This is a genomic window from Anoxybacillus andreesenii (genome assembly GCF_030813005.1).
Lineage (GTDB): Bacteria > Bacillota > Bacilli > Bacillales > Cytobacillaceae > Robertmurraya > Robertmurraya andreesenii.
Genome location: NZ_JAUSTU010000005.1, coordinates 202,270 through 224,569, shown reverse-complemented (window position 1 = coordinate 224,569; position 22,300 = coordinate 202,270). Strand labels below are relative to the sequence as shown.

Annotated in this window: 27 protein-coding genes; 25 read left to right on the top strand and 2 right to left on the bottom strand. The window is 40.7% G+C overall.

All coding sequences use genetic code 11. The annotated features are described in order from the left end of the window. Positions 1-693: transposase (locus J2S07_RS07595; protein WP_307149816.1), on the top strand; the 693-nt coding region annotated here is incomplete at its 5' end. Here the strand turns inward: J2S07_RS07595 and J2S07_RS07590 are convergent. Beyond that, a complete protein-coding gene (locus tag J2S07_RS07590; RefSeq protein WP_307149815.1) occupies positions 650-1,624 on the bottom strand; it encodes an asparaginase in 975 nt (324 codons plus the stop codon). The genes J2S07_RS07595 and J2S07_RS07590 overlap by 44 nt on opposite strands. A 143-nt stretch (positions 1,625-1,767) precedes the next feature. Here J2S07_RS07590 and prsW point away from each other — a divergent pair, with 143 nt between their 5' ends. The 9 genes from prsW (at position 1,768) to fni (ending at position 9,715) form a co-directional block, all read left to right on the top strand. Then, positions 1,768-2,448 carry a glutamic-type intramembrane protease PrsW gene (gene prsW / locus J2S07_RS07585; RefSeq protein ID WP_307149814.1) on the top strand — a complete coding sequence of 227 codons (681 nt, stop codon included), beginning with the start codon at positions 1,768-1,770 and terminating at the stop codon, positions 2,446-2,448. 175 nt (positions 2,449-2,623) lie between these two features. Further along, positions 2,624-3,349 (top strand): spore cortex-lytic enzyme, encoded by a 726-nt coding sequence (sleB, locus tag J2S07_RS07580; RefSeq protein WP_307149823.1) that lies wholly within the window; start codon positions 2,624-2,626, stop codon positions 3,347-3,349. 14 nt (positions 3,350-3,363) lie between these two features. Further along, positions 3,364-4,713 (top strand): germination protein YpeB, encoded by a 1,350-nt coding sequence (ypeB, locus tag J2S07_RS07575; protein ID WP_307149813.1) that lies wholly within the window; start codon positions 3,364-3,366, stop codon positions 4,711-4,713. Between the two features lie 293 nt (positions 4,714-5,006). Continuing rightward, entirely contained in the window at positions 5,007-5,675 is a 669-nt protein-coding gene (locus J2S07_RS07570) for a flagellar brake protein (protein ID WP_307149812.1), read from the top strand. A gap of 57 nt (positions 5,676-5,732) precedes the next feature. After that, positions 5,733-5,915 carry a DUF5359 family protein gene (locus J2S07_RS07565; RefSeq protein ID WP_307149811.1) on the top strand — a complete coding sequence of 61 codons (183 nt, stop codon included), beginning with the start codon at positions 5,733-5,735 and terminating at the stop codon, positions 5,913-5,915. A 166-nt stretch (positions 5,916-6,081) separates the two neighbouring features. After that, complete coding sequence (cmk, locus tag J2S07_RS07560; RefSeq protein ID WP_307149810.1) at positions 6,082-6,753, top strand: (d)CMP kinase; 672 nt, start codon at positions 6,082-6,084, stop codon at positions 6,751-6,753. 1 nt (position 6,754) lies between these two features. After that, positions 6,755-7,339 carry a lysophospholipid acyltransferase family protein gene (locus J2S07_RS07555; RefSeq protein ID WP_307149809.1) on the top strand — a complete coding sequence of 195 codons (585 nt, stop codon included), beginning with the start codon at positions 6,755-6,757 and terminating at the stop codon, positions 7,337-7,339. 172 nt (positions 7,340-7,511) lie between these two features. Next, a complete protein-coding gene (gene rpsA, locus J2S07_RS07550) occupies positions 7,512-8,648 on the top strand; it encodes a 30S ribosomal protein S1 (RefSeq protein WP_307149808.1) in 1,137 nt (378 codons plus the stop codon). An 11-nt stretch (positions 8,649-8,659) separates the two neighbouring features. Further along, positions 8,660-9,715: a type 2 isopentenyl-diphosphate Delta-isomerase gene (gene fni, locus J2S07_RS07545; RefSeq protein WP_307149807.1), complete on the top strand. Its 1,056-nt coding sequence runs from the start codon at positions 8,660-8,662 to the stop codon at positions 9,713-9,715. Between the two features lie 80 nt (positions 9,716-9,795). On the opposite strand, the gene J2S07_RS07540 is transcribed toward fni, so the two are convergent. Further along, positions 9,796-9,936, bottom strand: a complete 141-nt coding sequence (locus tag J2S07_RS07540; RefSeq protein WP_307149806.1) for a YpzI family protein — start codon at positions 9,934-9,936, stop codon at positions 9,796-9,798. A gap of 111 nt (positions 9,937-10,047) precedes the next feature. Here J2S07_RS07540 and J2S07_RS07535 point away from each other — a divergent pair, with 111 nt between their 5' ends. From J2S07_RS07535 to ndk, 15 genes are all read left to right on the top strand, one after another. Next, positions 10,048-10,653 (top strand): YphA family membrane protein, encoded by a 606-nt coding sequence (locus J2S07_RS07535; protein WP_307149805.1) that lies wholly within the window; start codon positions 10,048-10,050, stop codon positions 10,651-10,653. After that, on the top strand, positions 10,650-11,537 hold the full coding sequence (locus J2S07_RS07530) for a YIEGIA family protein (RefSeq protein ID WP_307149804.1): 888 nt from the start codon (positions 10,650-10,652) through the stop codon (positions 11,535-11,537). Before J2S07_RS07535 ends, J2S07_RS07530 begins: the two co-directional genes overlap by 4 nt. A gap of 6 nt (positions 11,538-11,543) precedes the next feature. Next, positions 11,544-11,729: a capping complex subunit for YIEGIA gene (locus tag J2S07_RS07525; RefSeq protein WP_307149803.1), complete on the top strand. Its 186-nt coding sequence runs from the start codon at positions 11,544-11,546 to the stop codon at positions 11,727-11,729. Between the two features lie 220 nt (positions 11,730-11,949). Next, positions 11,950-13,260, top strand: a complete 1,311-nt coding sequence (gene der / locus J2S07_RS07520; protein WP_307149802.1) for a ribosome biogenesis GTPase Der — start codon at positions 11,950-11,952, stop codon at positions 13,258-13,260. A 16-nt stretch (positions 13,261-13,276) separates the two neighbouring features. Next, complete coding sequence (locus J2S07_RS07515; RefSeq protein WP_307149801.1) at positions 13,277-14,329, top strand: NAD(P)H-dependent glycerol-3-phosphate dehydrogenase; 1,053 nt, start codon at positions 13,277-13,279, stop codon at positions 14,327-14,329. Between the two features lie 271 nt (positions 14,330-14,600). Continuing rightward, positions 14,601-14,804 (top strand): DUF2768 domain-containing protein, encoded by a 204-nt coding sequence (locus tag J2S07_RS07510; RefSeq protein ID WP_307149800.1) that lies wholly within the window; start codon positions 14,601-14,603, stop codon positions 14,802-14,804. 33 nt (positions 14,805-14,837) lie between these two features. Then, a complete protein-coding gene (locus tag J2S07_RS07505; RefSeq protein WP_307149799.1) occupies positions 14,838-15,557 on the top strand; it encodes a YphF family lipoprotein in 720 nt (239 codons plus the stop codon). A 265-nt stretch (positions 15,558-15,822) separates the two neighbouring features. After that, a complete protein-coding gene (gene spoIVA, locus J2S07_RS07500) occupies positions 15,823-17,301 on the top strand; it encodes a stage IV sporulation protein A (RefSeq protein WP_307149798.1) in 1,479 nt (492 codons plus the stop codon). A gap of 320 nt (positions 17,302-17,621) precedes the next feature. Next, positions 17,622-17,894 carry a non-specific DNA-binding protein Hbs gene (hbs, locus tag J2S07_RS07495; RefSeq protein ID WP_307149797.1) on the top strand — a complete coding sequence of 91 codons (273 nt, stop codon included), beginning with the start codon at positions 17,622-17,624 and terminating at the stop codon, positions 17,892-17,894. Positions 17,895-18,090: 196 nt separating this feature from the next. Beyond that, positions 18,091-18,657, top strand: coding sequence for a GTP cyclohydrolase I FolE (gene folE / locus J2S07_RS07490; protein ID WP_307149796.1), 567 nt, complete (start codon positions 18,091-18,093; stop codon positions 18,655-18,657). A 108-nt stretch (positions 18,658-18,765) separates the two neighbouring features. Beyond that, positions 18,766-18,999 (top strand): trp RNA-binding attenuation protein MtrB, encoded by a 234-nt coding sequence (gene mtrB / locus J2S07_RS07485; RefSeq protein WP_307149795.1) that lies wholly within the window; start codon positions 18,766-18,768, stop codon positions 18,997-18,999. A gap of 148 nt (positions 19,000-19,147) precedes the next feature. Further along, positions 19,148-19,969 (top strand): heptaprenyl diphosphate synthase component 1, encoded by an 822-nt coding sequence (locus J2S07_RS07480; RefSeq protein WP_307149794.1) that lies wholly within the window; start codon positions 19,148-19,150, stop codon positions 19,967-19,969. Positions 19,970-19,974: 5 nt separating this feature from the next. Beyond that, entirely contained in the window at positions 19,975-20,679 is a 705-nt protein-coding gene (locus J2S07_RS07475; RefSeq protein ID WP_307149793.1) for a demethylmenaquinone methyltransferase, read from the top strand. A gap of 67 nt (positions 20,680-20,746) precedes the next feature. Then, positions 20,747-21,709, top strand: coding sequence for a heptaprenyl diphosphate synthase component II (gene hepT / locus J2S07_RS07470; protein WP_307149792.1), 963 nt, complete (start codon positions 20,747-20,749; stop codon positions 21,707-21,709). Between the two features lie 109 nt (positions 21,710-21,818). Continuing rightward, positions 21,819-22,265, top strand: a complete 447-nt coding sequence (ndk, locus tag J2S07_RS07465; protein ID WP_307149791.1) for a nucleoside-diphosphate kinase — start codon at positions 21,819-21,821, stop codon at positions 22,263-22,265. Positions 22,266-22,300: the final 35 nt, after the last annotated feature.

Genomic DNA, 22,300 nt, shown 5'->3' with positions numbered 1-22,300 from the left:
TATGCAGTTGGAGATGAAAAGGAACAAAAATTTGATTTTCTTATTCCATATGGTTCGTACATACAAGAAAAGACACGTAAATATAAGAATGATATAAAAAACGCAAAAAATTGGACTTATTTAGAACAAGATGATTGTTTCATTTGCCCTAGTGGAAGAAAAGTTACTTTTAGAAAATATCAAAACAAGAAAAATCGTTCCGGTTATGTACAAAGCTTTAAAATATATGAATGTGAAGATTGTACAGACTGTCCTTTAAAAGCACAATGTACAAAGGCTAAGGGGAACCGTCAGGTTCATTGGAATACAGTCTTCGAAGAAATGAAAGCGAAGGCAAAAACAGCCCTTGAATGTGAGGAAAAAGCCACTATCTACGCTCGACGCAAAATCGAAGTAGAAAGTGTGTTCGGTCACATCAAGGGCAATCGATCGTTCCGTAGATTTTCTCTACGGGGCCTCGACAAAGTGCATATCGAGTTTGGGATTGTGGCATTAGCCCACAACATCCTGAAAGTAGCAGGCATCCGCCAGCTACTTTCAGAAGATCCGAGGAAAAATATAAAAGCAAGTGGAGAAAAACAATCCGTTCTTCTCCACTTGCTTTATTTTAAGGACTTATCGGACATCCCCATTTTTAATGCAATTAGCTCTATAACGAGAAGGCTTCCTCGATTTCTTTTAGATTCCTCTTAGCTGCTAAAAGAATAAGCAGCTTAAGTCGGGCTTTTTGGCCATTAAGGCCATTTGAAAAAATGACACCCAGCTCCTTGAATTGTTTTCCCCCACCCAAATAAGCATAGGTGTCCTGGGCAATCCCATTGAAACAACGGGACACGAACACTACAGGAATGTCGTTTTGAATAAGTGCTTGAATTCCGGGAATCGTAGCCGGAGGCAAATTTCCTTGTCCGAGCGCTTCAATCACGATGCCATCACAAGGTAGCTCATTGATCGCATGCAGGAGAGTGGAATCCATTCCCGCATGTGCTTTAATAAGAACTACTCGTTTAGACACATCCTGTATATCATAATACTCTTTCCCTAATGGAATATGGTGAAAAATTACCCCCCTTTTAGTGACGATGCCGATCGGTCCATATTGTGGACTTTGAAAGGTAGATATATCGCTCGTATGGGTTTTGGTAACATTTTCCGCTGTATGGATCTCATCATTTAAAACAACTAAAACCCCTTTTTCCCTCGCTTCATCGCTAGCGGCTACTTTAATGGATGAAATGAGATTATACAGTCCGTCAGAACCTATTTCATTACTGGACCGCATAGCTCCCGTTACGACGATAGGAATGGAAGTTTGAACAGTTAAATCTAAGAAATAGGCTGTTTCTTCTAAAGTGTCCGTTCCATGGGTAATGACTACTCCTGATATCTGATTCACAGAGATTTTTTGTAAAATCAATTCCCTTAAATCAAGCATTTCTTTTGGTGTGATATGTGGAGAGGGCAAATTAAAAGGCTCTTCTATGATCAAATCGGCAAAATCAACTAATCCTTGCGTTTTGTCTGTGAGTGGATTTGAGCTGCTTGGTCTCACCGCACCGGTTGCTTCATCCTCACACATTGAAATTGTTCCCCCTGTATGGATGACGAGTATTTTTTTCTTCATAAAACTTTCCTCCGATTGCATTTCTGTCATTTTCAATCTCTATATTACATGATACGATTAAGATAGCTCTTTTCTCAAACTTTTTTTGATAAGTGGAGATAGCTTGTAGAAAAAAATCCTAGAGAAAGAAATGAGGACAGAGAATGCTCGGGATATTATCTGCTGGGATTGCCCCCGGATTAGCGTTATTAAGTTATTTCTATTTAAAAGATGAATACGATTCAGAGCCGATCTCAGTGGTCTTCAAAGCTTTTATCTATGGAGCACTGCTCGTTTTTCCACTCATGTTTATTCAGTATGTACTTGAAGCTGAACATGTGGTCCATTCAAACGTCATTCATGCCTTTTTTTCAATAAGTTTATTAGAAGAATTCTTTAAGTGGTTTATCATGTTTTATACGGTATACCAGCACGCGGAATTCGATGAGCCCTATGACGGAATCGTCTATGGGGCAGCGGTTTCTTTAGGTTTTGCGACAGTAGAAAATATTCTGTACTTACTGTCAAATGGCCTAGGATATGCTATAGGTCGAGCATTGCTACCTGTTTCAAGCCATGCCCTATTTGGTGTGATTATGGGATATTATTTTGGAAAAGGAAAATTCAGTCTTGTTTCCAACAAGAAATGGCTCGTTTACTCGCTGTTACTCCCTTTTTTACTCCATGGAATTTATGATTATATTCTCATTTCTATTGAGAACTGGCTCGTCTTTATTTTCCCTTTTATGATTTTTCTATGGTGGCTAGCTCTGAAAAAAGTAAAGGTTGCCCGTTCTCTACATTCGGAGACCCATCTCGAAGTGAATAAAACCCTCCCGTATTAGCCTGGGAGGGTTTTTTCATTGAAATGGATTCCGTTTTTTGAATAAAAACCCTCTTACTACAAAAAATAGGCTCAAGGTGTTATGTATTTCCTCGTGAGATACATTGCGAGACTTAATATAGTTGGAGGTGCATTCGTTGAAAAAGAATATAGTCATTGCAAAGGTAATTTTCGTGATGACCATTTGTATGATCTGTATCCCCTTAAGTCAGAATGAGGGAAAAGTAAAGGCATTCTCAAGTCAAGTCATTCAGCAGGGAGCGGTTGGTGATGATGTGATTGAACTTCAGTCACGGTTAAAATTTCTCGGCTTTTACCATGGCAAGATTGATGGTGTCTTTGGCTGGGGCACCTACTGGGCATTAAGAAATTTTCAGTATGAATTTGGATTGCCCATCGATGGATTAGCAGGCAATGATACAAAAAACAAATTAGTAAAAGCGACAAAAAATTATAAAGCAAATACCTCTTCCCAGAACCAACAAGCTTCGAAACCAAGTAGCCAGTCCCAGCCAAAGAAGGCGGCCACCAACGTCCCGAGTGGATTTTCTCAAAATGATATTCGGCTAATGGCCAATGCTGTACATGGTGAATCACGTGGAGAGCCTTATATTGGGCAGGTTGCGGTGGCAGCCGTGATTCTCAACCGTGTAGAGAGTGCAAGCTTTCCAAACACTGTTTCTGGCGTGATCTTTGAACCGCGTGCCTTTACGGCAGTGGCTGATGGTCAAATTTGGTTAACACCAAATGAGCAGTCTAAGAAAGCTGTTTTGGATGCGATCAACGGATGGGATCCAACTGGAGGATCGATTTATTACTTTAACCCGGATACGGCAACGAGCGGGTGGATTTGGTCAAGGCCGCAGGTGAAGCGAATTGGGAAGCATATATTCTGTAAATAAAGAGGTGATCAATTTTGATTAGAGGGATTCTAATTGGTGTTCTAGCTCTTGGAGTTGCTGGTACTGCCTTTTGGGGATATCAGGAGCATCGGGAAAAAAATGCGATCTTAATCAATGCGGAGAATAATTATCAAAGGGCCTTCCACGATTTAACCTATCAAATCGATTTGTTAAAGGACAAGATTGGCACGACCCTTGCAATGAATTCACGGAAATCGCTTTCTCCGGCACTTGCGGACGTCTGGAAATTAACCTCGGAGGCTCACAGCAATGTGGGACAGCTGCCTCTGACCTTATTACCTTTTAATAAGACAGAGGAGTTTCTATCAAAAATTGGCGACTTTAGCTACCGGACGGCTGTGCGAGATTTAGATAAGGAGCCATTATCGGATACAGAATATGATTCACTGAAGAAGCTCTACCAGCAATCTGGGGATATTCAACAAGAATTAAGAAAGGTTCAGCATGCGGTCTTGAACAACAATTTAAGATGGATGGATGTGGAGCTGGCATTGGCTTCTGATAAAGCTCCTCTAGACAACACCATTATTGACGGATTTAAGACCGTGGAAAAAACAGTCTCCAGCTACGGCGATACAGATTTCGGTCCAACCTTTGTAAGCATGCAAAATAAGGAAAGTAGCTATAAACATTTACAAGGAAAAGAAATTACGAAAAAAGAAGCTGCGAATATTGCCAAGAAATACTCTGGCTTTGGCAATAATGTAGATATACATGTGACTGAGAACGGAAAAGGGTCAGATGTCGGCTTTTACAGCATTTCGATTCAAGATAAAAAAACGAAGCAGGAAGCTAATATGGACCTCACAAAGAAAGGAGGCTACCCGATCTGGTTCATGCGCTCTAGAGATGTCAAAGAGCCGAAAATCAGTCTCAATGAGGCAGGAAATCAGGCTATCAAGTTCCTAAAGGATAATGGCTTCAAAAATCTTGATTTATTTGAAAGTGTTCAATATGATAACATGGGAGTTTTTACCTTTGTCACCCATGAAGACAATGTAAGAATTTATCCTGATGCGATCAATGTCAAGGTTGCTCTCGATAATGGCAATATTCTCGGGTTTTCGGCTGAGGAATATCTTCAATCCAATCATACAAGGAACATTCCGAAACCGACCAAAACGAAGGATGAGGTCCGAAAAGAAATTAATCCAAAGGTAAAAGTGATGGATGAACGCTTAAGCGTTATCGTCAATGATTTGAATCAAGAAGTACTATGCTATGAGTTTTTGGGAACCCTGGGTGATGACACGTACCGGATCTTTATCAATGCTGACACTGGGGTAGAAGAGAAGGTTGAGAAGCTGAAAAATGCTGAACCTATTTATGAGAATGTAGTTTAATATTTCATAGACATCATTCGAAGTTAAAAGAAGGGAGAAGCCTCTGTGCTTTTCCTTTTTTTTGTCATTGGAACTCAAAGCAGCAAAGGTGATGAAGGAGCTCAATCTACATGTAAATGCATCATTTAAGAATACTCCTTCACCAAAAGGAATTTCTAGATGATATAACCATTGTTGCAGCCACTATTTTTAGCAAACTACAACTTTTGTCATACATCTTGCGTACTTCTTTATTCTCATGTCATAATTAAAGTTAACTGCTAGGCCAAAGAGGATGTAGGGAAAGTGTGATTATGATGATGAAAATTGGAAGTCAGTTCATATTAGAAATTAAATATAGTGATAAATTCGAAAAGTTTAAGTGTAAACTCGTAGAAAGAAAAGGTCAATTTATCTATATTGATTATCCGATTAATATTGAGACGAAAAAAACTGCGTTCTTTATTGATGGGACACAGTTAAAATGCTCATTTGTTGCCCAGGACGGCTCTGTCTATTTATTCGAATCAGAAGTGGTCGGAAGGGTTAGGCAAAATATTCCGATGATCATTTTATCCTATCCTGGAGACGACCAGCTTATTAAAATTCAGAGACGTCAATATGTACGTGTGGAAACAGCCGTGGATGTTGCTGTACATCCGCTAAATAAGGAGTTTGCTCCCTTTGTTACAGTCACTTCAGATATTAGTGCTGGAGGGGCAGCCATTATTGCTCCCAACAGCTTGAAGCTTCAGCCCGGAAATCAGCTTCATGTTTGGCTAGTATTGCCGATGCATTCTGGTGAATACCACTATCTTAAATTCAATGCAAAGGTGATTCGAATCATCCCTTCAGATGATTTAAGAAATAAAGTTTCTCTGCAGTTTGCTGAAGTAAACGCACATGAAAGACAGATACTCCTCAGATTCTGTTTTGATCGTCAGGTCGTCATGAGAAAAAAAGGCTTGCTTGAGCAGGAATAACTTCACTTAAACACTCCAATAATGTAAATAAATAGACATTTATTTAATGGAGGATACATGAAAACGATCGAGAGAATCATTATGAAGTTGGTGATTATCCAGTTGTTATTTTTGCTTTTGGCTCAAATGCTCTTACATAAATGGGATTTGTTCCCGGAGTTAAAAGAAATTACTCAATATGAGGGAGTAACAGAAAATAATTTTTCTGAATTACTAGAGGTTTTTAATAGTGGTGACTGAAGCAGGAAAAACTGCTTCTTTTTTATTGATCATCATATTATCAAGAGGGAATGAAAAAATAAAAATAGTGATTATTTTTCTTAATAGGAACAAGTGGACATATGATAAAATAGAGTGAAAAGAAATTGAGAAAAAACTTGGGCTAGAGAGGTATTAAGGAGGAAATATGAAGAAAATTTCAATTGCGATAGATGGGCCAGCTGCAGCGGGAAAGAGTACTGTGGCAAAGATTGTAGCCAATAAATTAAATTACATATATGTCGATACAGGTGCAATGTATCGAGGTTTAACATTTCAAGCGATCGAAAGAGGGATTGACCTTCAGAATGAAGAATTATTAGGGCAGATGCTAAAAGAAACAGAAATTCTTCTTGAACCAACTGAGGATGGACAAAGGGTACTTGTCAACGGAAGGGATGTAACATCTGAAATTCGTGGTTCCGATGTCACGAATCATGTTTCAATTGTGGCAAAGCATAAGCTGATTCGTGAAGAGATGGTGAGAAGACAACAGCGGTTTGCATTAAACGGCGGTGTAGTCATGGATGGGAGAGATATTGGGACACATGTACTTCCCCATGCAGAAGTGAAGGTTTTTCTTCTGGCAAGTGTCGAGGAGAGAGCGCAAAGAAGGCATGCTGAGAATCTTGCAAAAGGATATCCATCGGATTTGGAGATCTTAAAAGCGGAGATTGCAGCAAGGGATAAGCTGGATTCAGAAAGGGAAGTGGCCCCATTAAAAAAGGCAGATGATGCCGTGGAAATCGATACCACAGCTTTGACGATTGATGAGGTGGTTGAAAAAATCATGGCCTTAGCAATGGAAAGGACGATATAGAATGTCATTTTATTCGTTTGCGAAAGCAGTTGTATATGGCGTGTTCAAGCCCATTTATCGAATGGAGGTAATCGGGAAAGAGAACATGCCGAAAGAGGGAGGGGTCCTTCTCTGTACAAATCATATCCATAATTTTGATCCCCCTATTGTTGGAATAGTTGCTCCTAGACCCGTTCATTTTATGGCAAAGGAAGAGCTTTTTTCCGTACCTATTCTAGGCCGTTTGGTTCCACATTTGAATGCTTTTCCTGTCAAGAGAGGAATGAGCGATAGGGAAGCGCTAAGAAAAGGACTAAAGGTCTTAAAGGATGGGCATGTGTTAGGGCTTTTTCCTGAAGGCACCCGAAGCAAAACCGGAGAGCTCGGGAAAGGGTTGGCAGGTGCAGGCTTCTTTGCATTAAGAACAGATGCTGCTGTCGTCCCTTGCGCAATCATTGGTCCATACAAGGCGTTCTCAAGGCTTAAGGTGGTATTTGGACATCCTATTGATATGAGTAGCTTACGTAACAACAAAGCATCTGCAGAAGAAACAACAGAAGTGATCATGAATGAAATTAGAAAGCTAATCGAGGCACATAAAAAATAGCCGAGGTCGTCTTTCTTGACAAAACGGTGCTTTTGTAAGAAGTTATAAGAAAAGCAAAATAATTGAAGTTAGACAACAAGGCAAAAGTCTAATTTTTTCCATTGAGAAAAAGTGATTTTTCATTACTATAAAACCTTTTAGGCAGTAGCGATTGGATTAAGGAGGATTACATATGTCTGAAGAGATGAATCAAGTTGAGGTTAAGAGCTTTGAAATTGGTGATAGTGTAACGGGTACCGTTACAAAGGTGGAAGAAAAGCAGGTTATCGTTGATATCGCAGATAGTAAGCTAGATGGGATTATCCCGATAAGTGAGCTTTCCAGCCTTCACATTGAAAAAGCAGGTGATGCTGTTGAGGAAGGTCAAAAGCTTGAATTAGAAGTATTAAAGGTAGAAGAGGATGCACTCATTCTTTCCAAAAGAAAAGTGGATGCCAAAAAAGCGTGGAGTGAGCTGCAGCAGAAATTTGAGTCAGGTGAAATCTTTGAAGCCGAAATCAAAGATGTTGTTAAAGGTGGATTGGTTGTTGATTTAGGTGTTCGTGGCTTTGTTCCGGCTTCTCTCGTTGAATCCCATTTCGTCGAGGATTTCTCCGAGTATAAAGGCAAGACGTTAACCTTCAAGATTGTCGAGCTTGATCAGGAAAAAAATCGACTGATCCTATCCCATCGAGCAGTCGTTGAGGAAGAAATGGGCAAGCAAAAGCATGCACTATTAGATTCGCTCCAGCCTGGTCAAATCCTTGAAGGAAAAGTGCAAAGATTAACGGACTTTGGTGCTTTTGTTGATATTGGTGGAATTGATGGGCTTGTTCATATTTCCCAATTATCCCATGAGCATGTTCAGAAACCATCAGATGTGGTAGAAGAAGGCCAAGAGGTGAAAGTAAAGGTACTGAATGTTGACAAGGAAAATGAAAGAATCTCCTTATCGATTAAAGAAACTTTACCTGGACCATGGGCTAGTCTTTCAGAGAAAGCTCCGAAAGGAACAGTCTTAGACGGTGTTGTGAAAAGACTCGTATCCTATGGTGCTTTTGTTGAGGTTTTCCCTGGAGTTGAGGGCTTGGTTCACATTTCCCAAATCTCACACAAACATATCGCAACCCCTCATGAGGTGTTAAAAGAAGGTCAGGAAATCAAGGTGAAGGTTCTAGATGTGAATGAGGAAGAAGGAAGACTTTCCTTAAGCATCAAGGAATTAGCGGAAAAGGAACCCGAAACGGTTGACTATGAGTTGCCAGAAGAGTCCAAAGGTTTCCAGCTTGGTGAAATGATTGGGGATCAGCTTAAGAATTTAAAGAACTAACGGTGATGACTGTGACGAGAGCTAAAAGAAAAACAGAGCATATTAGACATGCTTTAAAAACAGGTCAAAGCGGGCTTGCCGGCTTTGAAGAGATCGCTTTTGTCCACCAAAGCCTACCTGATTGTTCAGTGGAGCAGGTTGAATTAAGTACGAAGATTGGCGAACTTTCCTTAAGTTCGCCAATTTTTATCAATGCCATGACAGGTGGCGGTGGGGAAGCTACATATCAAATTAATCAAAAATTGGCCATTGTTGCTAAGGAGACGGAGATTCCAATTGCAGTCGGCTCACAAATGTCGGGTATTAAGAACCCATCTGAAAGGAATACCTACAAAATTGTGAGGACGGAAAACAAGCATGGAATGGTATGGGCTAACCTTGGTAGTGAGGCTACAGTAGAGCAAGCGAAAATAGCTGTGGACATGCTTGAAGCCAATGCTCTACAGATCCATTTGAACACGATCCAGGAGCTGACCATGCCAGAAGGGGATCGAGATTTTGCGGGAGCCCTTTCTCGTATCGAAACGATGATCAACAATCTGGACATCCCGGTTATTGTCAAAGAAGTTGGCTTTGGCATGGGTATGGAAACGGTGCAAAAGCTTGAATCTATCGGTGTCAAGGCGGTAGATGTAGGAGGCTTTGGCGGCACAAATTTTGCAAAAATTGAAAATGAAAGAAGGCAAAGACTGCTGTCGTTTTTTGATGCTTGGGGGATCCCAACTGCCATTTCTATTATCGAAGCTAAGGAGGCAGCACCCCATATCTCGATCATTGGATCGGGCGGAATACAGAGCAGCTTAGATATTGTCAAAGGGCTTTCTCTCGGTGCATCTGCGGCTGGAATGGCTGGCCGATTTTTAAAGATATTAGTCGATCAAGGGATTGATTCTCTTATTGAAGAAATTGAAGAAATGAAGAATGAGCTTCGCTACTTAATGACGGCTTTGGGGGCAAGGAAGATTGCTGATTTACAGCAAGTGCCTCTTGTCATTTCGGGTCAGTCCCATCACTGGCTTACGGAGCGGGGGATCGATACAAAAAAATACAGTAGAAGAAAACGATGAAAAAGCTCTCGCCAAGAGAGCTTTTTGTGTGCAAAAAATGTATGGCTTGTTGGTACTCTGAACAAACCCATTGCTTTATCTTATCGCTTATTATCATTCAGCTTTCTCGCTTCTTCAGGACTCGACATTTTCGTTGCACCAGGATAATGCAGAGCCTGATCCCGATCGGACTCCACTAATCTCTTTTTCTTTATCTTTCCTTCCTGACGATCTCTACCCATCTACTACTAACACCTCCTCCTTTTAACATTCTTCCGTTTATAAAAGATTATTCGCACGCCGATTAAAGTACATAGCAGAGAGCCATACTGGAAATAATAGGAGGTGTGAACGTGGAAGGGGTTATCTTTTATTGGCTTTTCTGGCTACTTTGGATCTACAGTACTTTTCTTATGAAAAAGGGGAAGGAGAGGCTAAAAGTATCGATCTGGCTGCTTCTTACCATGATATTCTCTATTCATTCATTGCAATTCTTCCATCTCCATATTTCGTTCTCAAGCTTGTTCATTCTAATGACGGTCTACTACCTGATAGGTAAACTTGATCGATGGCAGGGCATTTACACATTCATTTCATCTCTTATCATGCTGCTGTCTTACATGATTTTCTATTTATTTGAACTTTATGATCCGGTGTGGGTACTTTTTAATCGTTGTTTAATGCTTTCCTTTCTCTTAGTAAGTCTTGCGGTACTGCTTCATAAGGAGTTGAAGCTCCGTTTACTTGCAATCATATCAGGGGCAGCTCAAGGTGATTTTCTATATGGCATTTACTTGAGGAAATTTTCAATCGTATATCCCATTGGAATGCCTGCTTTTTTGGATGTTTTGGCTCTTTCTATCACCATTTTACTAGGGATAAATGGATTAAAGAAGCTTTCACTGACCATTGAAAATCATCTAAAACACCTAGAAAAGGAGAAGCAAAAATTATCATGAATGAGTATACATATCCCATTGTACTTGGAATCATCATCGGTACATCAACGAGAATTTACATGCTGCGAACGGATTATCGGCAATATCCGACCTATTTGCATGGGAAAATCATTCACATCGCACTGGGATTTATTGCTGCGGGACTCGGAACCCTTGCCGTTCCATCGATCCTCAAAGAAGATTTTACGGCAGTTACCTTCTTGACGATCGCGGCTTCACAGTTCCGGGAAGTGCGGAATATGGAAAGGAATACCTTAACAGAATTAGATTCTTTGGAGCTTGTTCCCCGTGGGAAGACCTATATAGAGGGGATTGCCATTGCATTTGAAAGTCGAAATTATTTAGTTATTTTTACATCTTTAGTAACGACATTGGGATACCTCCTTGCAAATATTTGGGTAGGATTGATTGCAGGGGTCATTGCTTTTTTTATTTCTAAAATACTAATGGCTGGTGGTAAGCTACAGGATATTGTCGATATTGAGTATGCTGAACCAAGATTCGAAGGAGCCGGTCTTTATGTAGACAATATTTACATTATGAATATTGGGCTGCCTGAGAGACGGGAAGAGGTATTGCGTTATGGGATGGGATTTATTCTCAAACCAAAGAATTTCGATGCCAGATCGACGATCGCCAATCTTGGTCAGCGTCAAGCGATTCTTCATGATGTTTCGACTGCCCTGGGTGTCTACCGTGATTCAGGAACTCCGGCTCTTGTACCTTTGGCGAAAAGGGACTTAGATGATGGTCGCATAGGGGTCTTTATTCTCCCGCAAGAAAGGGATGTAGAGAAAGCGATAGAAGTCATTGGCAAGGTACCAACCCTTGAGAATGCTATAAGAATGCCGACGGAAAGAAATGTAATGAAGAGGGAGAGCTAAACATTTATGGATATCGAAAAGTTTATTTTAGCTGCTGTTACGACTAATCCGAAAAAAGTTCCCAGTGGTGTAGCTGTATTTCATTGTGACACGAAGGAAGAGATGGACACGATTACAACGAATTTGGAAGCCATATTAGATGGGATTGCTCACGCCTTGAGTGAGGAAATTTACATTATTGTGAAGCATTAAAAGTGTGTTCCCCATCCAAAAGCTTGTAAGGTCAGGAGACATCTTCCCATTCATTCCAACCTTTTCATTGCGAGGAAGAATTCTCTCTGATAAGATAATGAAGTTAGACCCTTCTATGATGGAAGGGTTTCTTTTCTAAGTTCGATTGGTTAGCGATACCAGAAATTTTTTGATGAGTCAAAAAGGATAAAAGTTCTATTAGATAGAAAGGGTGATGTTCATGGTGAAACCAGTAGTAGCCATTGTTGGACGTCCAAATGTGGGGAAATCAACGATTTTTAACCGTATTGTTGGAGAACGAATTTCAATTGTAGAAGATATTCCAGGAGTAACAAGAGATCGGATATATAGCAGTGCCGAGTGGCTAAATCATGATTTTAATATTATCGATACAGGCGGGATAGATATTGGGGACGAGCCCTTTTTAGAGCAAATTCGCCAGCAAGCAGAAATTGCTATTGAAGAAGCAGATGTCATCATCTTTTTAACCAATGGTCGAGAAGGAGTGACCGCTGCTGATGAAGAGGTCGCCAAAATTTTGTATAAGGCGAAAAAACCTGTCGTCCTTGCCGTTAATAAGATTGATAATCCTGACATGAGGGAGCAAATTTACGACTTTTATGCCCTCGGATTTGGCGAGCCATTTCCGATCTCGGGAGCTCATGGGCTTGGTTTAGGTGATCTGCTTGATGAGGCCGCAAAGCACTTTCCGAAGGATACAGGCGAGCAATATGACCCCGATACGATCAAATTTTCACTGATTGGAAGGCCGAATGTCGGGAAATCCTCCCTTGTGAATGCCATCCTTGGCGAAGACCGGGTGATCGTGAGCAATATTGCTGGTACGACTCGTGACGCCATTGACTCGTTGGTAACGGTCAATGGTCAAAAGTATGTGATCATCGACACGGCGGGAATGAGGAAAAAAGGTAAGGTCTATGAAAGTACGGAAAAATATAGCGTTTTGCGGGCTTTAAGGGCGATTGAGCGTTCTGACGTGGTGTTAGTTGTCCTTGATGGAGAAGAGGGCATTATTGAGCAGGACAAAAAAATAGCTGGATATGCTCACGAGGCAGGACGAGCAGTTGTGATTGTTGTGAATAAATGGGATGCGGTTGAGAAAGATGAAAAGACGATGAAAGAATTTGAACAGAACATCAGGGACCATTTTCAGTATCTTGATTATGCCCCCATCGTTTTCCTATCAGCATTAACGAAGAAAAGGATTCATACGTTAATCCCGATGATTGATATGGCAAGTGAAAATCATGTGAAGCGTGTAGAGACGAGCGTGTTGAATGATGTGATCATGGATGCGGTTGCGATGAACCCAACACCTACGGATAAAGGGAAACGGTTGAAGATTTATTATACAACTCAAGTTTCTGTGGCTCCACCGACATTTGTCGTTTTTGTGAATGATCCAGAACTCATGCATTTTTCCTATCAAAGATTTTTGGCAAATAGAATTAGGGATGCATTTGGCTTTGAAGGAACTCCGATTAAAATCTTTGTGCGAGAAAGAAAGTAAAAAAGGGTGTGATTTTGTGGAAGGAAGAATAGAGAAAATCACAGTAGTTGGAGCTGGAAGCTGGGGAACGGCACTGGCAATGGTGCTTGCAGATAATGGACATGAGGTAAGGCTCTGGGGTCACAACCCGAAGCAAATTGATGATATTAATGAATATCATACAAATGAAAAGTATTTACCGGGAATTAGCTTGCCCAAGGGAATTATCGGCTTCAAGTCATTGGAGGATGCATTGACGAATATTGAGACAATTGTTATTGCTGTTCCAACGAAAGCAATAAGGGAAGTTCTAGGGAAAATCAAGGAATTTCAAAAGGAACCATTAACCATTGTCCATGTGAGTAAAGGGATAGAACCGGATACCCTATTAAGAATATCCGAAATGATCGAGGAGGAAATGCCAGACAACCTCCTTAGGAATGTCGTCGTTCTTTCCGGGCCCAGCCATGCCGAAGAGGTGAGCCGCCGTAATATCACGACTGTTACCGTTTCTTCCAAAAATATCGAAGCAGCTGAAAGAATTCAAGATTTGTTTATCAATTCATATTTTCGTGTATACACGAACAATGATGTCATCGGCGTTGAAATCGGCGGTGCCCTGAAAAATATCATTGCCCTGGCTGCTGGAATAACAGATGGTCTCGGTTACGGTGATAATGCAAAGGCGGCCTTGATGACTAGAGGCTTGGCTGAAATTGCTCGACTTGGAACAAAGATGGGTGCTAGTCCGCTAACCTTCTCTGGACTAACAGGAATTGGTGATTTAATTGTCACTTGTACGAGTGTCCATTCGCGAAATTGGCGGGCAGGAAACATGCTTGGAAAGGGATATAGGCTCCAAGAGGTGTTGGATAGTATGGGCATGGTTGTTGAGGGGGTAAGAACAACGAAGGCGGCTCATCAGCTTGCTGAGAGATACCAGGTGAAAATGCCGATTACACAGGCCCTTTATAATGTGCTTTTTAAGGATGCGAACCCGAAGGATGAGGTCGATTCATTAATGTCCCGTGTGAAGACCCATGAGATGGAGGATTTAGCAAACGTCCTATCGACGGATTCTATTGAATAGTCAAAGCCCTCTACATACCAATAAATTTTTGATAAATATAGGCTTTCGAGGATGCGGTTTGTTTTAGCCATGCATACAATGGGAGCGAAGCAAACTGGTGAAATGAACAGGGTGTTTGGTGTATTTAGTCGTGTGTGGCTAAGGTAAAGAGAAGCCCCCTCCTTTACCTTGGCCCTTTTTTATTATTCAATGGAATGATCTTATCCATTTTCGAATGTGATATAATACATTCGGAAAAGTAATGAACCGGTCTTTCAAAGGAGTTGAAAAAATGTCACCAGCAATGGTAAAAATGTGGATTTCCATCTCGTCGATGGGATTTATGTTTGTATCTATTATCTTGATCTATTTAAGCCGCTACAAACTAAAGAATAGGATTATTAAGTTTATCTCTGCCTTCATCGCTTATTCGTTACTCATTATTAGTGGGATCATTATCTTTTTGGTTGTAATGGGTGGTCCGACGGCAGATTAATGTTAAATATATAGAATAGAAGGATTGATACATATGAGTAAAGGGCTGCAAATCTTTCTTTTTTTATTGATTATGCCCGTCTTTTTAGCAGGCTGCGCATATCCTCAGGACAGATTGGCGCAAAATCAGATCCCTTATCAGGATCAGATACAAAGTGTTCAAGCTGCAGTGGAGCAGTTCCAAAAGGACAATGGTGGAATTTTGCCGATCAAAACAAAGGAAAATGACACACCTATTTATCAAAAGTATTTAATAGATTTTAAAAAACTAATTCCTGCTTACATGGCTGAGCCACCAGGCAATGCCTTCGAGTCTGGCGGAATCTTTCAGTACGTGCTTGTTAATGTTGAAAATAACCCAACTGTCAAAATATTTGACCTCAGGATTGCAGAAACCATTCGCGATATCAAGCTAAGAATTAAGATGCAGAAGTTCCCTCCCTATAAGGAACAATTGGCTGATCACGTGTTTTCACTAGATTTTGAGAAGCTGGGCTATAAGGAAGACCCGACTGTTACAAGCCCATTCACCAAACAGGAGCTACCATTTGTCATTACTGGCGATGGGGAGGTTTATGTGGATTATTTGAAGGATCTGTATCAAATTCTTCAGAAGGAAACACCAGATGTGAAGGCTGGTGATGATATAAGGGATATTCTTCATAAGGATTCCCCGTTCGTCCCTGCATACTCTTTGCCTTACACCATTGATGCTAAGACAAATGAACCGATCTTTCTTTCAAAAAGTGAATAAGTTTATTTCTTTTTCAAGGAGTCATAACCCTTTTTCTACGGAATATATTGTAGGAGAAGGGTTATTGTTTTTTTCTATACTTAAAGATGGGAAATTAAGAGCAAGAAAATAAAAAAATTGAAAGACTTTTGGATAAGGAGGTCAAAAAATTATCAAAACTGTCATAACGTTGTAGGACAACGTCATAAATATATATTGTCTAGTATTCGCAGAAAATCAAGGATATATATTATCCCACTTACTCATGATTTCAGGAGGGGATCACTTGGAAAAGGTAGATATTTTTAAGGATATTGCCGAGAGAACGGGCGGCGATATATATTTAGGAGTAGTTGGAGCAGTTCGCACAGGAAAATCCACTTTCATAAAAAAATTTATGGAACTTGTCGTTCTACCGAATATGAATAATGAAGCTGAACGGGCTCGTACCCAAGATGAACTGCCTCAAAGTGCTGCAGGGCGAACCATTATGACAACTGAGCCCAAATTTGTCCCAAATCAAGCAGCGTCCATCCATGTCAGCGAGGGGCTTGATGTCAATATTCGCTTAGTAGATTGCGTCGGCTACACGGTACCAGGTGCGAAGGGCTATGAGGATGAGAACGGTCCACGGATGATTAGCACTCCTTGGTATGAAGAGCCTATTCCGTTTCATGAGGCAGCGGAAATCGGAACAAGAAAGGTCATTCAGGAGCATTCAACAATCGGTGTCGTTGTGACAACGGATGGAACGATTGGAGAAATCCCGAGAGTAGATTATCTTGAAGCGGAAGAAAGAGTAATTGAAGAATTAAAAGAGGTTGGAAAGCCATTCATCATGGTGATTAATAGTGTCCAGCCACATCATCCGAATACAGAAGCGCTTCGCGCAGAGCTAGCTGAGAAATATGATATTCCTGTCCTTGCCATGAGTATCGAAAGCATGCGTGAGGGAGATGTCTTAAATGTTATGCGTGAAGCGCTGTACGAATTCCCTGTCCTTGAGGTCAATGTGAACCTCCCTAGCTGGGTGATGGTCTTGAAGGAGGACCATTGGCTAAGGGAGAGCTATCAGGAAGCTGTGAAGGAGACAGTGAAGGACATTAAGAGGCTTCGCGATGTCGATCGTGTGGTCCATCAATTCAGTGATTATGAATTCATTGATAATGCAAGCTTGGCTGGCATTGAAATGGGGCAAGGTGTGGCAGAAATTGACCTATATGCACCAGATGAGCTATATGACGATATTTTGAAAGAAATTGTTGGGGTTGAGATTCGGGGCAGGGATCACCTCCTTGAACTCATGCAGGATTTTGCCCATGCGAAGCGGGAGTATGACCAGATCTCTGAAGCCTTGAAGATGGTGAAGCAAACAGGCTATGGAATCGCTGCACCTACCCTCGCTGATATGAGCTTGGATGAACCGGAGATTATTCGACAAGGGGCGCGGTTTGGGGTGAGATTGAAGGCGGTAGCTCCATCGATCCATATGATCAAGGTCGATGTGGAATCCGAGTTCGCACCAATTATTGGAACAGAGAAGCAAAGTGAAGAATTAGTTCGCTACCTCATGCAAGACTTTGAGGATGATCCTTTATCTATCTGGAATTCGGACATCTTTGGTCGCAGCTTAAGCTCCATTGTTCGAGAAGGGATCCAAGCTAAGCTGTCATTAATGCCAGAGAATGCCCGCTACAAACTAAAAGAAACGCTCGAAAGAATTATCAATGAAGGCTCTGGCGGCCTAATTGCCATTATACTGTAAAAAAGAAGACTCCGTTTGGGGTCTTTCTTTTATTTAGGCTCATTTTCCAAACCGACAATTTACTGCTTCTTTTCATGATTTTTCGACAAATTTATATCAAAAAAGAAAAGATTACCATTAATTCGCTAAATTTTCTTGATAACAGGAATTGATTGTGATAATCTTTTAACAGAATTACTGTCGTAAGTGACTTGAAGCTTGATAAATAAAGGTTTTTTCTCGATCTTACGTATAGAATTCGGTAAATTTGTTTACAAATGAATGATAAGAACTTAAGTTTTACAGAATCAGTTCATTTTTTTTGGGAGGAGGTGAAAAGCATGAACAAGACAGAACTAGTAAATGCTGTTGCTGAAATGAGTGAGCTTTCAAAAAAGGATGCAACTAAAGCTGTTGATGCAGTTTTTGATTCAATTCTAAATGCTTTAAAAAATGGTGATAAAGTACAACTTATCGGTTTCGGAAACTTTGAGGTACGTGAGCGTGCAGCTCGTAAAGGTCGTAACCCTCAAACTGGTGAAGAGATTGAAATCTCTGCAAGCAAGGTACCAGCTTTCAAACCAGGCAAGGCGCTTAAAGATGCAGTAAAATAATTACATAAAAGTACTTTAAGCTTATAGTGTTGAAAAAGGCTCGCATTTATACATGTGGGCCTTTTTTATTTTTTTATTAAGTTCATCTATTTTGCCAGAGCATAGAGTTATGCTAAGATGTTGTTGTTATACTTATTTTCATATTATGAATGAGTTATATTGGGAGAGAGCATGTATGGTTAAGGAGGATATCAGAATGTCAAAGGTCAATCGTGCCCAAATTGAAGATGCGGTACGTTTAATATTAGAAGCAATTGGTGATGACCCAAATCGTGAGGGAGTCCTTGATACCCCAAAACGGGTGGCGAAGATGTATGAGGAAGTTTTTGAAGGGATGCATCAGGATCCGGGAGAGTACTTCGAAACAATCTTTAGCGAGGAGCATGAAGAGCTGGTCTTGGTGAAGGATATTCCGTTCTACTCGATGTGTGAACACCATCTTGTTCCGTTTTACGGGAAAGCCCATGTCGCATACATCCCTAGAAATGGAAGGGTCACCGGATTAAGTAAGCTAGCTAGAGCTGTTGAGGCTGTAGCGAAAAGGCCTCAGCTTCAAGAAAGAATCACATCAACCATTGCAGATGCGATGATGAACAAGCTTGAGCCTTATGGTGTCATGATTGTGGTGGAAGCTGAGCATATGTGCATGACAATGCGCGGTGTGAAAAAGCCTGGGTCAAAAACGGTTACAACGGCAGTCAGAGGTACATTGGCCGAGGACAGCCAGGCAAGAGCTGAAATTCTAACTCTCATTAAGCAATAATGCATTTTAAAGAATTGTGTGGAAATGAGGAACTTGTGGAATAAAGTGGTGCGGAAGATTTCATCGTCGTTTGAATAGAATAATGACAAATGGAGGAGAAGGATTCGAATGGAAAACAAGCCGACAGGAGAATACGTCTTGATCAAAGCCATTGAAGACGGGGTAAATGTGATTGGCCTAACAAGAGGAACCGATACTCGTTTTCATCATTCGGAAAAGCTTGACAAGGGTGAAGTCATGATTGCACAGTTTACTGAACATACCTCTGCCATAAAGGTAAGAGGTCATGCTAGGATTATGACTGCCTACGGTGAAATGGAAAGTGACTCTCGGGAAAAGTAAGGCAATACAAAATACAGAATTATTGATAAATTTATCTAATTAACCACGACAAGGAGCTTTTATGTTATAATTGTCGAAGCGTTCGTTTCGTTAACGGTAACGGGAACTTACATACTGAATTGAATCTTGGGGATACAAGGGTGATTACATGCATGACCTTCAAAAAAAGTTAGAATATTTGCGAGAACGATTGGAAGGAAAGATTAGTCATCCCTTCTTAACCCAAAATATAGAAGCACCACCTATAGATGAAGACAAGCTTTTTTTGCTTGTTGCCTTCTTAGATTATCTGAATCTGCCTTTGGAAAAAATAGAGCATTATGCGATTCCTACCATGCTTCTTCAGATTGCATTGGATACCCATGAAAAGGTAACAAATGATATGACGGGAAAGCAGAACATGAAGGAGAGACAGTTGACCGTATTAGCTGGTACTTATTATAGTGGGCTGTATTACAAGATTCTTGCAGATTATCAGGATATTGAAGTCATTCGCCTGCTTGCAGAAGCAATTGAAACGATTAATGACCATAAAATCATTGTCTATCAGCAGGAAATGAATGGAATTGAGAAATTAATGGAAAGTATCGAAAATATCGAGGCCACATTATTTAAGGAGATCTCGAAACATTTACATGCAATGGCATGGGGTGAGCTATTTTCTGATTTCCTTTTAATTAAGCGTTTATATAAGGAAAAGGAATTATTTCTTCGCTCACAATCGTCTGTTGTCTTTGAGGCTTTAAAGAAATTGGTTTTTCCAAAGCATGAAGGGTCCATCAAAAATCTTTCTCTGGAGCAACAGAACTATTTGATTCATATTTGCGATAAGTATATTCATTTTTCAAAAGAACAATTATTAAAAGTAAAGTCTAAACTCCCGCTCTTAAATAAGGCTATCGATGGGAAAATTGATTATTTACTAAATCAACATCAACCAATGGCTAAATCGCTTGTGGAAGAAGGGTAATTATTATGGTTCAGTCTAAAGAACAACGCGTTCATGGCGTATTTGAAAAAATTTCTGAAAACTATGATAAGATGAATTCTGTCATAAGCTTCCAACAGCATAAAAGATGGCGAGAAGACACGATGAAGCGGATGAATGTCCAGCCCGGGACTAAGGCGCTTGACGTTTGTTGTGGAACGGCTGATTGGACGATTGCCATGGCCGAAAAAGTTGGGAAAACAGGAGAAGTAGTTGGTCTCGATTTCAGCAAGAATATGCTAAAGGTCGGAGAAGAAAAGGTAAAGAGCATGAACTTAGAGCAGGTTCAATTAATCCATGGGAATGCCATGGAGCTTCCTTTTCCTGATCATACCTTTGATTATGTCACCATCGGCTTTGGTCTAAGAAACGTTCCTGATTATCTCCAGGTTTTAAAAGAGATGAATCGTGTTTTGAAGCCTGGTGGAATCGGTGTTTGCTTGGAGACCTCTCAACCTACTTTGTTTGGCTACCGGCAGCTGTTCTTTTTTTATTTTCGCTTTATTATGCCCTTGTTTGGAAAGCTCTTTGCCAAAAGCTATAATGAATATGCTTGGCTTCACGAGTCGGCAAGAGATTTTCCGGGAATGAGAGAACTTGTCAAGCTGTTTGAAACAGCAGGATTCAAGCGGGTAACCTATAAACCATACAGTGGTGGAGCCGCGGCAGTTCATATTGGTTATAAAGAGTAAGGCTTTTTTCTCAAAGAAAACAAACCAAAGTGGTTTTAATTTATTTGTACGAAGCTGGTGAAGTTCCATGAAGCTAAAGATGGTGTACTCATTTTTGAATGCGGATTTAAATTTAATTGAAGAGACCTTAGAAGAGACGGTGCAGGGTGAATCACCTTTGTTGCAGCAAGCTTCTTTGCATTTGCTGCAGGCAGGTGGTAAACGAATTCGCCCCGTTTTTGTTTTGCTTTCGGGCAAATTTGGTGATTATGACATCCGGGTCATTAAGGATGTGGCGGTCGCTTTAGAGCTCATTCACATGGCGTCACTCGTTCATGATGATGTGATTGATGATGCGGATATCAGACGTGGAAGACCGACGATTAAGAATAAGTGGGACAACCGTTTTGCCATGTATTCTGGCGATTTTATTTTTGCCAAATCGCTGGAGTTGATGTCACATATTAAGAATCCTCTGGCCCATCAGATTTTGTCAAAGACCATTGTAGAACTCTGCATTGGTGAGATCGAGCAAATTAAGGACAAGTATCGTTTTGAACAGAGCCTTCGCGATTATTTGTTGCGGATCAAAAGGAAGACTGCGCTTTTGATCGCTACAAGCTGTCAATTAGGGGCGATCGCTGCTGGGGTTGACGAACAAGTACATAGGAAGCTTTATCGATTCGGTTATTATGTGGGGATGAGCTATCAAATCATTGACGATATATTAGATTTCACCGGTACGGAAGAGGAATTGGGAAAGCCGGCCGGGGGAGATCTGCTGCAAGGAAATATTACCCTTCCCGTCCTATACGCAATGGAGGATGAGAGATTGCGTTCCGAAATTGTCACTGTTCATGAACAAATGAGCCAGGTAGAAATCGCAAGAATCACTGACCTCGTTAAACAGTCCGGAGCTATTGATAAGGCTTTTCAAATCAGCGATCGTTATTTGCAAAAAGCCCTCACTATTTTGGAGGAGCTTCCAAATAATCGGTCGAAAAAGACACTCAGAGACATTGCTCGTTATATCGGAAAACGAAAGAATTAGAGCGTTTCCATAAGCTCTGTTGCTAATATTCGAAAAAAATGGTAATATTTTTCGTGGACTCTGAATTTTTCTAGTCCCACTATACATACGAATTTTAGGAGTGGAGTTTATGGAAAAGACTTTTTTAATGGTTAAGCCTGATGGTGTTCAGCGCAATTTAATCGGTGAAATTGTTTCCCGTTTTGAGAAAAAAGGATTTCAGTTGGTTGGCGCAAAGCTTATGAGCATTCCACAAGAGCTTGCAGAAAAGCATTATGGTGAGCATAAGGAACGTCCATTCTTTGGCGAATTGGTTGAATTTATCACATCTGGTCCTGTATTTGCTATGGTTTGGGAAGGCGAGAATGTGATTGCTACAGCACGTACAATGATGGGCGCAACAAATCCAAAGGATTCACTACCAGGTACGATCCGCGGAGACTTTGCTGCAACTGTTGGAAAGAATATCATTCATGGCTCTGACTCACCTGAAAGTGCAGAGCGAGAAATCGGTCTTTTCTTCAAGGAAGAAGAGCTAGTGTCTTACTCAAAATTAATCGCTGAGTGGATTTATTAATTTAGACTATTCAGTGTTGATTCCAGCCTTATGTG